The sequence below is a fragment of the Gilvimarinus chinensis DSM 19667 genome (assembly GCF_000377745.1).
Lineage (GTDB): Bacteria > Pseudomonadota > Gammaproteobacteria > Pseudomonadales > Cellvibrionaceae > Gilvimarinus > Gilvimarinus chinensis.
Map to the genome: position 1 here is coordinate 192644 of NZ_KB898711.1, position 14203 is coordinate 206846.

The 14203-nt window shown below is 51.4% G+C and carries 10 protein-coding genes; 4 read left to right on the forward strand and 6 right to left on the reverse strand.

Going from position 1 to position 14203, the window contains the following annotated elements; all coding sequences use genetic code 11:
* Window positions 1-21 precede the first annotated feature (21 nt).
* On the reverse strand, window positions 22-1206 hold the full coding sequence (locus D568_RS0115590; protein WP_020210535.1) for a type III PLP-dependent enzyme: 1185 nt from the start codon (window positions 1204-1206) through the stop codon (window positions 22-24).
* Between the two features lie 281 nt (window positions 1207-1487).
* On the reverse strand, window positions 1488-2090 hold the full coding sequence (locus D568_RS0115595) for a peroxiredoxin (RefSeq protein ID WP_020210536.1): 603 nt from the start codon (window positions 2088-2090) through the stop codon (window positions 1488-1490).
* Window positions 2091-2499: 409 nt separating this feature from the next.
* On the opposite strand from D568_RS0115595, the gene D568_RS0115600 reads away from it, so the two are divergent.
* Together D568_RS0115600 and bfr are read left to right on the forward strand one after the other, a co-directional pair.
* Window positions 2500-2709, forward strand: coding sequence for a bacterioferritin-associated ferredoxin (locus D568_RS0115600; protein ID WP_020210537.1), 210 nt, complete (start codon window positions 2500-2502; stop codon window positions 2707-2709).
* Between the two features lie 149 nt (window positions 2710-2858).
* Window positions 2859-3335: a bacterioferritin gene (gene bfr, locus D568_RS0115605; protein WP_020210538.1), complete on the forward strand. Its 477-nt coding sequence runs from the start codon at window positions 2859-2861 to the stop codon at window positions 3333-3335.
* 79 nt (window positions 3336-3414) lie between these two features.
* Here bfr and D568_RS0115610 read toward each other — a convergent pair whose 3' ends face one another.
* Together D568_RS0115610 and D568_RS21205 are read right to left on the reverse strand one after the other, a co-directional pair.
* Entirely contained in the window at window positions 3415-4182 is a 768-nt protein-coding gene (locus D568_RS0115610) for a hypothetical protein (protein WP_020210539.1), read from the reverse strand.
* Window positions 4183-4217: 35 nt separating this feature from the next.
* Window positions 4218-6491, reverse strand: coding sequence for a serine/threonine-protein kinase (locus D568_RS21205; RefSeq protein WP_020210540.1), 2274 nt, complete (start codon window positions 6489-6491; stop codon window positions 4218-4220).
* Window positions 6492-6776: 285 nt separating this feature from the next.
* On the opposite strand from D568_RS21205, the gene gcvP reads away from it, so the two are divergent.
* Window positions 6777-9680 carry an aminomethyl-transferring glycine dehydrogenase gene (gene gcvP, locus D568_RS0115620; RefSeq protein ID WP_020210541.1) on the forward strand — a complete coding sequence of 968 codons (2904 nt, stop codon included), beginning with the start codon at window positions 6777-6779 and terminating at the stop codon, window positions 9678-9680.
* Between the two features lie 204 nt (window positions 9681-9884).
* Here gcvP and D568_RS20390 read toward each other — a convergent pair whose 3' ends face one another.
* Complete coding sequence (locus D568_RS20390; protein ID WP_020210542.1) at window positions 9885-10358, reverse strand: tellurite resistance TerB family protein; 474 nt, start codon at window positions 10356-10358, stop codon at window positions 9885-9887.
* 834 nt (window positions 10359-11192) lie between these two features.
* Between D568_RS20390 and D568_RS21725 the strand changes: the two genes are divergently transcribed.
* On the forward strand, window positions 11193-12914 hold the full coding sequence (locus D568_RS21725; RefSeq protein ID WP_020210543.1) for a polysaccharide lyase family 7 protein: 1722 nt from the start codon (window positions 11193-11195) through the stop codon (window positions 12912-12914).
* Window positions 12915-13019: 105 nt separating this feature from the next.
* Here D568_RS21725 and D568_RS0115635 read toward each other — a convergent pair whose 3' ends face one another.
* A complete protein-coding gene (locus tag D568_RS0115635) occupies window positions 13020-14009 on the reverse strand; it encodes an ion channel (RefSeq protein ID WP_020210544.1) in 990 nt (329 codons plus the stop codon).
* Between the last annotated feature and the right edge of the window lie 194 nt (window positions 14010-14203).

Genomic DNA, 14203 nt, shown 5'->3' on the forward strand with positions numbered 1-14203 from the left:
AGCGAGGCAATGTACCACCCTTTACTCGTCGATGCAGTACTCGGCAAGGGGCGGAAAACCGTTAAACTCAACCGCGCTGTAGCTGGTGGTGTAAGCACCGGTTGAAAGCCAGTACAACCTGTCACCCGAACTCAAATCCAGTGGCAGCGGGTATTTGAAATTTTCATACATAATATCCGCACTGTCGCAGGTAGGCCCCGCCAACACAGCGCCCTCCAGCTCGCCATTTTTCTCCGTATACACCGGGTACTTGATGGACTCATCCAGAGTTTCAATCAGCCCCGAGAATTTACCCACATCGGTAAACACCCAGCGGTGCAAAGCGGTGCGCGATTTACGCGAAATCAATACCACCTCGCTGACCAGCACACCGGCATTGGCAATCAGCGAGCGGCCCGGCTCCAGAATAATGCGCGGAAATTCATCGCCAAAATCTTCCTGAAGAAAGCGTGTAATTTCTTCCGCGTAGGTTGCCAGATCGTTAGTGCGGCTGATGTAATTGGCCGGAAAGCCACCGCCCATATTGATCATTTTCAGGGTGATTCCCTGCTCTTCAAACAAGCGCTCGAAAATCACCTTAACTTTTGCCAAAGCCGCATCCCAACTACCGATTTCACGCTGCTGCGAACCCACGTGGAAGGAAACGCCGTAGGGCTTCAGCTCCAGCTCGCGCGCCAGGGTCAGCAGCTCTACCGCCATTTCAGTTTCACAGCCGAATTTACGCGACAATGGCCAATCGGCTGTTTGCGAACCGTCGGTCAGCACCCGTACGTACACCTGCGAACCGGGTGCCTCGCGGGCGATGGTGTTCAAATCGTCTTCAGAGTCTGTCGCAAACAAACGCACACCGCGCTCATAAAAATAGCGAATGTCGACGGCCTTTTTGATCGTGTTGCCGTAGCTGATGCGCGAAGGTTCAACCCCCAGCGCCATCACTTTGTCCAGCTCGTAGCGCGAGGCGATATCAAAATTGGCACCGCGATCACGCAGCAGTTTTAAAATCGCTTCTGCCGGGTTCGCTTTTACCGCGTAGTAAATATCCGCATAGGAAAAATTGCTCACCAGCTCATCGTAAGCGCTGGCAATGGTCGGCAAGTCGATGACCACAAACGGGGTTTCGCGCTGATCGGCAAACGCTTTAATACGCGCAAAAGTCTCTGCACGATAGTAATCAGCTATGTCGGTCACGCCATTAAATACATTCATTACTTGCCTCCTGGGCTTTTTTGTTGCGGCAAAAAAGAAGGGGCAACCCGCCGCAACGAATCACCCCAAAACCGTTGGAGCCAACCGAATCAGCCGCTCCTAAAACGCGCGCATTAAAAGGCCAAACCCAGCGCTTGGCAATGAGTTTATTAGGTTAATTTCTTCTAGCTACAGGCAGGAATACTTCAAAGACGAAACTTTAGTTATAAGCAAAACCAACGGGCACAAAAAACCCGGCTTACGCCGGGTTTTCGCGGAATAAACCGAGGTGAAAGCTAGGCTTACAGTTTGCCAGAGTTCTCTGACAGGTAAGAAGCAACGCCAGAGGCCGATGCGTCCATACCTTTATCACCTTCCTGCCAGCCAGCGGGACACACTTCACCGTGCTCCTGATGGAACGCCAGAGCGTCAACCATGCGCAGCATTTCGTCTACGTTACGGCCCAGAGGCAGGTCGTTAACCACTTGGTGACGAACCACACCGTCTTCGTCGATCAAGAAAGAGCCGCGGAAGGCAACGCCACCTTCAGACTCCACGTCAAAGGCCTGGCAAATTTCGTGTTTAACATCGGCAACCATGGTGTATTTAACCTGGCCGATACCGCCTTCGTTCACGGGAGTGTTGCGCCATGCGCTGTGGGTAAACTGAGAATCGATAGAAACTGCGATCACTTCAACGCCGCGATCCTGGAAGGCCTGGAAGCGGTTGTCGAAAGCAATCAGCTCAGATGGGCATACAAAGGTGAAATCCAGCGGGTAGAAGAATACCACTGCTTTTTTGCCTTTAATGGCTTCAGACAGCTTGTACTCATCAACGATTTCGCCGTTGCCCAGAACAGCTGCTGCAGTAAAATCCGGTACTTGTTTTCCTACTAATACGCCCATGTCTTAATCTCCTAAGTTAACGGACTGAGAATTTGACTCCATGCAAAGGTGGGGCTGGTTTGTGTAAAAACAACCCTGATGCGCAAAGAGTATGTAAAACTTGTGTGACAATGTTGCGGGCACTCCCTAAGCGGTAACGCTTTGACAATAAACCACCCATTGCCCGATTGCGGGGCACTATATTACACCCTCTTTTTGGGGTCATATTGATTTTCTATATAGGCATCATTGCTAATTTTTGACCTCTGCTCGGCAGAGCACCAATTTGATCGAGATCTCCTCAAATCGGCTTATAACCACACCGCCAAACCCAAACAACAATTATTCTCACAAATTATTGACATATATTCTCATTAGCAATACCATCGCGGAAGTTCGATTATGGTCGCTAACAGGTTGCTTCAATCTTATGTACGTTTGCCTTTGCCAAGGAATTACTGATCGCCAAATTCAAGCCGCCGTGCACGATGGTGCCCACAGCCTGGGTAAGCTGCGCAAAAGTCTGGGTGTAGCAAGCCAGTGTGGAAAGTGTGCCTCGCTGACTCGTGAAATTCTCGATGAAACTCTGCAAGAGATTCCGGAAATTGGAGGTTTACCGCAATTTTTCGCGGTTGCCTGATGCTGTTTATCAGGTGTAAACGAGAATAAGAACACCTCTCCCAATCATTCAAAAACCCCTTTCATATCAATGAGTTACGCTTGACAAGGGCGCAATTCAGGCCCACACTTATTGTCTGTTTTCCACCGCGTAAGGGTAAGGAGTCGATCATGAAAGGCGATCCGAAAGTAATTGCACATTTAAATAAAGCACTGGGTAACGAGCTGGTTGCCATTAATCAATACTTCTTGCACGCCCGCATGTACAAGGACTGGGGCTTGAAAGAGCTGGCAGACCACGAATATCACGAATCTATTGATGAAATGAAACATGCGGATATGCTGGTTGAGCGCATTTTGTTTTTAGAAGGTATTCCCAACTTGCAAGACCTGGGCAAGCTCTTGATTGGTGAAAACACGCAAGAAATGCTGGAATCTGACCTGAAGCTGGAGCTAAAAGCGATTCCCGATTTGCGTGAGGGCATGGCGTATTGCGAAGAGGTACAGGACTATGTCAGCCGAGACCTGCTTAAAAACATTCTGGAATCAGAGGAAGAGCATGTAGACTGGCTGGAAACGCAGCTGTCTTTAATTGAGAAAGTGGGCATCCAAAACTACTTGCAATCCAAAATGGCTGGCGACGAATAAGCATAACTCGCTAAACCAGTAACGGGCTGAATGGCAAAAATCAGCCCGTTTTCATTTCCCGCTTTTTCATACCGCTGATTCAGTTCAACAGCCCGTACACCCCTACTGAATAGGCCCGTTTTTCGCTGCTGCCTTCGAGCGAGCGAACTTTTATAGATTGCCCCAGTTTAGGAACGTCGCTGATGTAGCGAGTATTACCTGTTCCTTCATCAAAACTCACCACACCCGGCTGGTGAAACACATAACCAATCACATCTCCCTTTTCAACACCGACGCTGATCGGAAAGTTAACCTGGGAAACTCCTGAATTAGTCGCGGTTAGCGTTGAACTTGTCCAAATAACCAGCAGGTGCTCTTGTACCGGGCGCAGTACCTGTACGGTAAAAGTTCCAGGCTTAATAAAATGTGCCCCCACACCGGTTAAGGTTCCAGAGGCAGGCATCGGATTTGCCAAATCCACCAACAGCATCGACTGATGATCAATACTATTGCGTTGCACCAGCTCTCCGCCCACAAAATCCAGTAAGTCGCTTTGCACCATAAACGCCTTTAGCTCGTCGATTTCCTTTTGCACATAACGCCGCACTTGGCTTCGTAATTCGGAGGACTCCTGAACCCGGACGGTTTTTTCTGTATCCAACACCGCCATGACCCGGTTAAGTTCATTGATGTGACTTTGCAGTTGCCGCTCCTGCTGTTGCAAAGCCACAACTTTAGCTTTGGATTGAGTAAGCTCAGCCTTGAGCTGGGCGTTTTCATCCTGCATTTGTTTGATGTTTGGCGGGGTTTGGCATCCGGCTAAGGTGCCGGTGACGAATAAAAATACCGCTAAGGAGTAAATCTTCATGGGTCGCCTCTTACTGAATCCGGCTCAGTATACCTTTATTGCCCAACCTTAAAAGCCACACTGTGTAGGCGAACCCCATCCAATAGTAAATCGACGTGATAACTCCCTTCGCTAAAACCTGATACCGGTCGCTCGATGCGAAAGAACGTTGTACCGCTGCTTCCACTGACAATTACCGGCACTTGAGCAATTTGCACACTTCGCGCCCCATCCATCAATACCGCTTGAATGACGCTGGCATCCTTCCCGTTAAAGTTGGCGTAACTAAAGCCAAGGTAAATTACCCGATCTGGCGTTACGACTTCGGGCTGTGCCTGGTCTAGCGTATTAAACGCTACCGCCGAGACCTTTAAATTTGACACTTTTGGCTGCTGCGATTCGACCAGCTGGTCCAACTCCAAACGACGAGCCAAAAGCGCCTGACTTTGCGGGTAGTGATCGCGGGCTGAGGCCAATTGCAAAGAGGCCTCTTCCAGTGCCCCACCACGAATCATACTGTCGATACGCCCCAACAACCCCTGCTCCACATTCACCAGCCCTTCAATGGCTTCAGTACTAGTCGGGTATTGCGCAAGTATTTCCTGGTAGGTATCAAATGCATTGTCACCCGCCGGGGCTATCAGTTTATCGGCGGCCAGCTGTCGAGTGGCACGCGTCAATGTAAGCTGCAATTGTCGCGCTCTGCTTTTCTGAGCAGACTCCAGCTGTGCCACCAGTGCTTGGGTATCCGGGCTGTCAGGGCTAATTTCCTGTGCCCGCTCAAGCGCTTTTGTCGCCAGCGCCAAATCGTCTGACTCCAGCGCCGCCCGGGCGCGACGCTGGTAGCGAGCAGAAATGCGTTCAATACCTTCAGCGGCAATTCTGTTGTCTGGCCAGCGTTGCAAAATACGTTGATACATTTCTAAAGCATTAGCGCCAACCGGCTCATCCACAGCGCCTTGATCCAAATACAACTGTGCTTGCAGCAAGCGAGTATCAAGCTCGGGATCAAAATTAGGCGGTGACTTCTCGGTGTCGGCAACACCATCAAGTGCGGGCACCACGGGTTGTGCCTGGCTTACAGAGTCAAGTGATGAGCTAGCGGAGGCGACAGCGGTGGACTGGAGGGACGAGACACTAACCGCTGATTGGCTTTCTGAACTTACAGAGCTGTCACTGCTTACCGTAATGGCAGGGGGCTCGGGCGCAATAACCGCTGTGGTCGTCGGGCGTATCTGTTGCCAATAAAAGCCAGCCACCACACTCAACAGGATCAGTGCTATTATCACCATCTGCCCTCCCCGGCTTTTGTTACCGGATGTACCGATGGTCGTATCGGCTCGGCCAATGCTATCGGCGTGGCTGACACTAAAGCTACTGCCACTCGCTATACCCTCTTCATTGTCACCTGTGGCCTGGGCTACGGCCTTAGTGTCAAGCTGAGCGGCCTGAAACTTCGCTGATCCCACCGTGGTAGCCGTTACATCTACCTCTTCTGGTAGGGGCTGAGTCACCATTTGAGCAGCTATCTGTTCAACCTCTTTCGCATCAATCGCATCCAAATCAACGATCAGTTCACTGCCGTTCTGGTAACGCTGAACCGGTTTTTTCGCCAGTACCTTATCGATAATCGGCTGAAAGGCGGCCAGATGTTCTGGCAGGCGCGGAACGGGCTCAGAAACGTGCATAATGCCCACCGCCACCGGTGAATCGGCATCAAAAGGCACATGACCGCAAAGCAGCTGAAACAAGACCACACCCAGGCTGTAAATGTCACTGCAGGGGGACAGTTGCGCACCTTTAGCCTGCTCTGGACTCATGTAATGCGGGGTGCCCATGGTGGTGCCGGTTTGAGTCATGCCCGAGGCCACATCCGTTGCGCGAGCAATGCCAAAGTCCATCAGTACCGCACGGCCGTCATCCGCGTGCAGCATGATGTTTTCAGGTTTCACATCGCGGTGGATATACCCTTTGCGCCCCGCGTAATCCAACGCACGGGCAACGTCTTTAATCACCGCCAAGGCATTACCCAGCGGCAAGTCGTAGCGCTGCGCCTTTAAGTCCTCTCCAGGAATGTACTCCATAGAAAGGTAGTGATGCCCGTCGTGCACACCGACGTCATACACCGTGACAATATTAGGGTGCATCAAACGTGACACGATTCGGGCCTCGCGAATAAACCGCTCACCAAAGCTCGGATCTTTACTCAACTGGGGCGACATAACCTTGAGCGCCACCTCGCGCTCAAAGCTCTCCTGGATGGCCAGATAAACCGTTGCCATACCGCCTTCGCCAAGCGTGTCGATGATTTTGTAGCCAGGTATTTCCATTTACATGCTCAAAGGTGAGAGTTGTTGCGGCTTGCAGCCGATACACTTGAGTTCGGCGCGGCATTATACGCTCAACGCCTGCCATTTATTATCCTTCCTCAGCACAATATAGGCCAATCCCAATGTTGGCAACATACGGCTGAAAGCGGCATTCTCAATTGCTCAAAAGGCCACCAATTGCTACCATTGCGCCCTTTTGCAGGGCCTGGTTTTTACGCCCGCTGCGATTATCAACTCCAGATACACTAATCCAGACACACTGAATCCCAACACAAGAGACTTTCTATGACCCAGGACTTTCGTCGTGCCCCCCTGGCAGAACTTGCTTATCACGATGCCTTTATCGGCCGTCATGTCGGACCGGATGCGTCCCAGGCCGAGGCCATGCTCAAGACACTGGGACTTGAGTCTATGGAAAGCCTGATTGAGAAAACCGTACCAGCGAAAATTCGCCTAAATGAAGCACTGGAGCTGGAAGCGGCAAAGTCAGAAATCGAAGCTTTGGCAGAATTAAAAACCATTGCCGGCAAAAACAAAGTGTTCAAAAACTTTATCGGCATGGGGTACTACGACACCCACGTACCTAACGTTATTTTGCGCAACGTACTTGAAAACCCCGGGTGGTACACCGCCTACACCCCCTACCAGCCCGAAATTGCCCAAGGTCGCCTGGAAGGTTTGCTGAACTTTCAGCAAATGATCATCGACCTGACCGGCATGGACTTAGCCAACGCCTCCATGCTGGATGAAGGCACCGCCGCCGCCGAAGCCATGGCCATGTGCAAGCGACAAAACAAAAAGAATCGCTCTGATGCATTCTTTGTTGCCGCCGACACTCACCCCCAAACCATCGCCGTGGTAAAAACCCGCGCCGAGCATTTCGGCTTTGAGGTGATTGTCGATAAAGCCGAAAAACTGGCTGATACCGACTGCTTTGGCGCCCTGCTGCAATACCCGGGCACCACCGGTCAGGTGCGTGATTTAACGGACATCATCGGCGCAGCACACGAGCAAAACACGCTGGTGACCGTGGCCTCCGATTTACTGGCGCTGATGCTACTAAAATCGCCGGGCGAGATGGGCGCCGATGTCGTGATCGGCACCAATCAGCGTTTTGGCGTACCTATGGGGTTTGGCGGCCCGCACGCCGCGTTTTTTGCCTTCCGCGATGCCTATAAGCGCAGCGCGCCTGGCCGTATTATCGGTGTGTCGGTAGACAGCCGCGGCAAAACCGCGCTGCGTATGGCCATGCAAACCCGCGAGCAACACATCCGCCGCGAAAAAGCCAACTCCAACATTTGCACCTCGCAAGTACTGCTTGCGGTAATGAGCGTGTTCTACGCGATTTATCACGGCCCCGAAGGTTTGACCCGCATCGCCGAGCGTGTGGCGCGCCTCAGCAACCTGCTGGCATTGGGCTTGAACAAGCACGGCTTTAACCTGCTGCACGATGCTTTTTTTGACACCTTGTGCATTAAGGTTGGCGACGCTCAGCGCGCCATTTACCAAACCGCACTGGCCAATCAGATCAACCTGCGCTTAGTGGGCGATGACTGCATTGGCATCAGCCTGGATGAAACCACCACACTCAACGATGTAAGCCAGCTACTCAATGTATTTTGTGCCGGTGACCATGGTCTCAATCTGCAAACGCTGGAAGACGAGCTGGCAGAAGTCGATGCGACCGGATTACCGCACACCCAGCGCCGAGCCGATGCCGTCTTAACACACCCGGTGTTCAACACCCATCAGTCCGAAACCGAAATGTTGCGCTACTTAAAACAACTGGAAAGCCGCGACATCGCCCTTAACCACTCGATGATTCCGCTGGGCTCTTGCACCATGAAGCTCAACGCCACCGCCGAGATGATTCCCGTTACCTGGCCCGAGTTTGGCAAATTGCACCCCTTTGCCCCTATTGATCAGGCCCAGGGCTATGCGCTTATGTTCCAACAACTGCAGCAAATGCTAGAGGCGTGCACCGGCTACGACGCCGTTAGCTTACAGCCCAACGCGGGCAGCCAAGGTGAGTACGCGGGGTTGGTGGCCATCAAGAAATACTTTGAAAGTAAAGGTGAATTTGAGCGCGATATTTGCCTTATTCCTGCGTCGGCCCACGGTACCAACCCCGCATCAGCACAAATGGTGGGAATGAAAGTGGTAGTGGTCAATTGCGACAGCAAAGGCAATGTAGACCTTGAAGACCTGAACGCGAAAATTAGTGAATACACCAGCCGCATTGCTTGCATTATGGTGACCTACCCCTCCACCCACGGGGTGTTTGAAGAGGGTATTACCGAGTTGTGCGCCGCAGTACACAATGTCGGTGGCCAGGTTTACATCGACGGCGCCAACATGAACGCCCTGGTAGGCGTCGCGGCACCGGGTAAATTCGGGGGCGATGTCTCTCACTTAAACCTGCATAAAACCTTTTGTATTCCGCACGGTGGCGGCGGCCCCGGTATGGGCCCCATCGGTGTGGCAGAACACCTAAAACCCTTTTTACCCGCGCACCCGGTTCAGCCCGTGCCCGATACCGACGTCGCCAACGGCACCATTTCAGCGGCGCCTTGGGGCTCAGCGAGCATTTTGCCCATCAGCTGGATGTACATAAAAATGATGGGGCGTGAGGGCATGGTGCAAGCCACGAAAATGGCCATTCTTAACGCCAATTATGTAGCGAAAAAATTAGGCGATCACTTCCCTATTTTGTACAAAGGCTCAGAGGGTTTCGTCGCGCACGAATGCCTGCTGGACTTGCGTCCATTAAAAGAGGCGAGCGGCGTCACCGAAGAAGACATCGCCAAACGCTTAATGGATTTTGGTTTTCACGCGCCGACTATGTCCTTCCCGGTAGCCGGTACCTTGATGATTGAACCCACCGAATCGGAAAGTCAGGAAGAGCTGGACCGTTTTATTGAAGCGATGATCACCATCCGTAAAGAAATCGCACAAATCGAAAACGGCGAAGCGGACTACAACGCAAGCGCCCTGCACAATGCGCCGCACACGCAAGACGATGTACTCACCGACGACTGGCAGCGCCCCTACACCCGAGAACAAGCCGGCCGGCCGGCCAGCTGGTTAAAAACTCACAAAGTATGGCCCTCGGTGAACCGTATCGACAATGTGTACGGCGATCGCAACCTCGTTTGCTCTTGCCCTACTATCGATGAATACCGTAACTAACGTTTTAGATAGGCAGACACACCGACGCAGGCTTAAAAAGCGGCCTGGGTCGGCCCGGTCCAGCTATCATCAGGGCATGGAATAAGTGAAAGAGGCAAACCGAAGCCACAGCCTCTCAAACGGCCTCTGAATTCAACCCGAAGGTGGGGTGTGGCGTGCTTTGCGCCTAGCCACGCAACCTCCAAAAGCTGTGCTACCACCCCCTCACTGGTTCTCCACTTGTCGCTCCAACGCCTTCTTCACCTCCGAAGGTAAACCCAAGGCACCGGCTAATTGATCTAACCAGGCCCTTTCCATAGGGTTTTGGTCGTCAACAATTATAGCGCTAACCAAATAAATCTCCCGCGCGGCTTGAGGAGAGTCGGCCGTTTGTGCCAAAGCCTGAGCATCCAGAGGGGCCTCGAACTGACGTTCAATCCAAGTGTGAAGTTCGTCGTCTGACCCAAGAGCTTCAATTTCCTGGGTAAGCCTAACGCGTTCTTTAGCGTCGATATGGCCATCGGCTCGTGCAGCCATAATCATGGCTTGTAAAATTTCCTGGCCGCGTCTTTCTTGCGCCTGCCCCTGCAAATCTTCAATGGGCAACCCCTGTTGCTCAGTCGGATGAGCTGAGTTGTTGGCACCGCCGGCTTGTGAATTTTGGTAGGCCTTCCAGGCAAGGTAACCCCCCCCCTGCAATGGCCCCGTACTTTAGTGCCTTTCCACCCATTTTGCGGCCACGTTTTGAGCCGATCATCAAGCCCAAAGCCCCGCCACCGAGTAGACTTTTTAAGTCGACACCGCTTGAACCTTTTCCACCAGTAAGCTGCGACGTTAGCCCGCCCATCATTTTATTCAAATCCATGCCACCGCTTGTGCCTGAAGACTGACCACCGGCTTGTTGCATTAACTGTTTTAAAATCGATGAAGCATTCATAGGGTTATTCCATATAAGGGTTAACGCGAAGTCGTGTGTACAAGCCACACCACTATAAAACTCACACCGTCATAGTGCAGACAGACAACCATAAATACGGTTCCTGGTAGCGGATAAGGTTACGCCCATACCCAGCAACACATGCTCGTCACGCCTAAACTCTGCTGGACGCGCTGCAAAACAAACGGCAAAGCCGGTACTTTACGTCTTACCCCAGCAATACCTATCAATTAGCGATACTAGTTGGTGTGTTTATGCGCCACTCGACTTCTAAAGCCGATAAACCTGCGATTGGTCACAATATTGGAAGTAAAATAGGTTTACAAATTGGAAGCAAATGAAATATCGTTACTCACCGGTTGACGCCAGCCTGTTTGCGCGGACAACCAAAGTCATGCACTGCAAATACAACTGCCAGCCTGGGTGTATGACAACGCTGATGTGAAGTAAACCAATAAATCAAACTCACGCAGTCATTAAAGGTTCTGGTTTAGTCGTTTCGATTTCCTTCAGCAGCTCTGGCTTTGGCCGTGGCAGACACGTTTTTACGTGGCCGTGCCCAAAGCGATACCTATAAAAATTAGGAGACTTAACCCATGAATACATCTATGCATTTTCCCTCAACTTTTAAACTGTTAGCCTCAGTAGTGGCCGTGTCTGCTGCCAGTGCGAGCTTTGCCGCCACACCAGTGAGCGTAAGCGCTTCGGCCAACGATGGTAACGGCCCGCAGAACACCCTGGATGACAACTTATCCACCCGTTGGAGCGCCCAGGGCGATGGCCAGTGGATTGAGTACGACCTGGGTACGGTGTACTCAGTGGATGCGCTCGAGATTGCGCTCTACAAAGGGGACCAGCGAACATCAACTCTGGACATTCAGACCTCTGCCGATGGCAACAGCTGGCAAACCGTTTTTTCAGGCGACCAACCCTCCAGCACCAACGGCCAGCAAACTTTTGATGTCACCAATTCAGACGCCCGTTATGTACGTATTGTCGGTTATGGCAATACTTCGAACGACTGGAACAGCATTACCGAGGTCGACATTCAAACCTCAAGTGCCAGCAGCTCATCTTCTTCGTCTTCATCCAGCAGTTCGACCAGTGGCGGCAGCATAAGTGCAAGCGCCAGTACCGATGACGGTAATGTGGCTGCAAATGTGATTGATGGTGATTTGGACACCCGCTGGTCGGGCAACGGCGACGGTGCCTGGCTGGAGCTGGACTTAGGCAGCACTCAAACCGTGGGCAGCGTAAACATCGCCTTTTTTAAGGGCGACCAGCGCAACTCCATGTTTGACATTCAAACCAGTACCGACGGCTCCAACTGGGATACCGTACTATTCGGTGCCGCCAGCAGCGGTAACACCACCGCCTTAGAAACCTTTGCCGTAACCGAAAGCGACGCCCGCTATGTTCGCTACGTTGGCTACGGCAACACGGCTAACACTTGGAATTCGCTGACTGAAATGAGCGTGAGCGCCGAAGGCGGTACCGACGGTGGTGGCGATAATGGCGGCGGTGATAACGGCGGTGGCGACAATGGTGGTGGAAATAACGGCGGCGGCAACAATGGCAACGCCCAAATCCCCTCTGACTTAATGAGCAACTGCAACCAGTGGAAAATTACCTACCCAGACGGCGTAGAAGATAAAACCCTGTGCGGCGAAGACAATAATGAGTATTTTTATGTTAACGCCGAAGGCAACGGCCTAGTGTTTTTTGCTCCAGTGCGCGATGGCAATGGTACCACTCCTAACTCCAGCTACATTCGTTCTGAGCTGCGCGAGCGCGAAGCCGATGGCAGCAAAGACATTTACTGGACCACCTCGGGCCAGCACACCGTGTACGTTAAGCAGGCTATTACTCATTTGCCCATCGTCAAAAGTCACCTAGTGGCCACGCAAATTCACGGCAATAAATCCGAAGGCATTGACGATGCTCTGGTACTGCGCCTTGAAGACAACCACCTGTTCCTGAGTTTTAACGGCGGTAAGCTGCGCAGTGACGTGACGGTATCGAACGATTACAGCCTTGGTACAACACACGAGGTTATCTTCGATGTCATTGACGGTAAGCACTATGTTTATTACAGCGAGGACGGCAACTTAGGTAGCGCCTACGCCTCGGGCAACGCCAGCCAATATCTGGTACGCGACGGCTCGGCGGATTACGTAATGGACCGCAGTTACGGTGATGCCTACTTCAAAATTGGTAATTACACGCAAAGTAACGCCGATAAAGAAGGCAGTGAAACCGGCGACCCTGATAACTATGGTGAAGTAGTGGTTTACGACTACTGGGTTGATCACCAGTAACTCTACGAGTAATTGCATTTTATCTGGGTAGTTTCCCCCTCAGAGGTTTCCTCTGAGGGGGTTAAACAGAGCCCGTAAAGAGCCACCAGCTAAACGCTAAGAATCTTAATTATCTCTCCAACCATCGTATAAACACGCCAGCACCAATTTATGGCGCAGCAGTGCATACTCACTCCACGTAAATTGACTGCATTGCATGGATAAAAACTCAGCAGGAGCGTCGAGATGGTTATCCGGGCTCATGCCATCCAGCACATCAATATCCACTACCGCCTCCATATTCGCCACGTGCGTTTTCAATAAACGCTTCCATGTCTCCACCCCAGCATAAGTGGGGCGATCTTTACGGCTTGGATGATTAACTACATAAAACATTGTATCTGCAGCTTTTAAGTAAGCCATGGGGTAAGCAGAGCGGCTATCGGCGGCATGGAAGTATGCCGCGATAGGGTAAGCGCCATATTTGGTTGAAAACTTAGTGCCATCCAACTGCAGTGAAAATAATTGCTGCCAAATAAAGTTCACATCATCCGGGTTGGTTAAGTCCTTTAATTTTCCGCTCCAATCTTCCACCACTGCATTATTTTGCTGTGCTAATTGTCGTTTTTGCAAAACAACAGGCACCACACCAATAATATACGACAGGCTCAGAGAGGTAAGTAAGGTTGTGCTAAACACCGCCACTGTACTCAACATTGTCCAGGGAAATGCACGCGGCACAAAATCGCCATAACCTAACCCACTAATGGTTACGCCCGTAAAGTACAGCTTTTCCAGACTTTGAGCTTCCGCTAAGGTTGAGCTGGAAACAATATTCCCAGAAAATGCACTGAACACTAAAAACCAGCCTAAATACATCAACGCGTACCATGCAAGAACCACAGCTAGCATCAATACCGGCCCGGTTACCGATAGAAGCTTATGGCTTTTACGAACTTGATGAATTTTAAGCATACCGCCCCAAATCTTTCGCGACACAAAAGCCGTCAGGGGGCCACCTCCGCGTACACTTAAAATCGTAATGAGTGCGTCTGCTAACGTTAAAAGAAGCACCACGCTTCCTGCGCCCGCAAGAATTACCTCGCCTACTGGCATACCTCCTCCATCGTATTCAAAGCCTGATATTCAAATAACTGTGAAGCAGATTCCACGCCAAGGCGTTGTTAGAAGGTTAAGACGCCCCTGGAAGCTACGGTCAGATTGACTTGACTGTGAACAATAAATAAGAGGGGGGATAGATAAAGTGGGAGAAATAAATTAAGGGATTGGTGAATCTGTTATGTTGCCTG

Excerpts from the sequence above, each read along its gene's own strand:
- D568_RS0115590 (WP_020210535.1), bottom strand. The coding sequence starts at position 1,206 with ATGAATGTATTTAATGGCGTGACCGACATAGCTGATTACTATCGTGCA.
- D568_RS0115595 (WP_020210536.1), bottom strand. The coding sequence starts at position 2,090 with ATGGGCGTATTAGTAGGAAAACAAGTACCGGATTTTACTGCAGCAGCT.
- D568_RS0115600 (WP_020210537.1), top strand. The coding sequence starts at position 2,500 with ATGTACGTTTGCCTTTGCCAAGGAATTACTGATCGCCAAATTCAAGCC.
- bfr (WP_020210538.1), top strand. The coding sequence starts at position 2,859 with ATGAAAGGCGATCCGAAAGTAATTGCACATTTAAATAAAGCACTGGGT.
- D568_RS0115610 (WP_020210539.1), bottom strand. The coding sequence starts at position 4,182 with ATGAAGATTTACTCCTTAGCGGTATTTTTATTCGTCACCGGCACCTTA.
- D568_RS21205 (WP_020210540.1), bottom strand. The coding sequence starts at position 6,491 with ATGGAAATACCTGGCTACAAAATCATCGACACGCTTGGCGAAGGCGGT.
- gcvP (WP_020210541.1), top strand. The coding sequence starts at position 6,777 with ATGACCCAGGACTTTCGTCGTGCCCCCCTGGCAGAACTTGCTTATCAC.
- D568_RS21725 (WP_020210543.1), top strand. The coding sequence starts at position 11,193 with ATGAATACATCTATGCATTTTCCCTCAACTTTTAAACTGTTAGCCTCA.
- D568_RS0115635 (WP_020210544.1), bottom strand. The coding sequence starts at position 14,009 with ATGCCAGTAGGCGAGGTAATTCTTGCGGGCGCAGGAAGCGTGGTGCTT.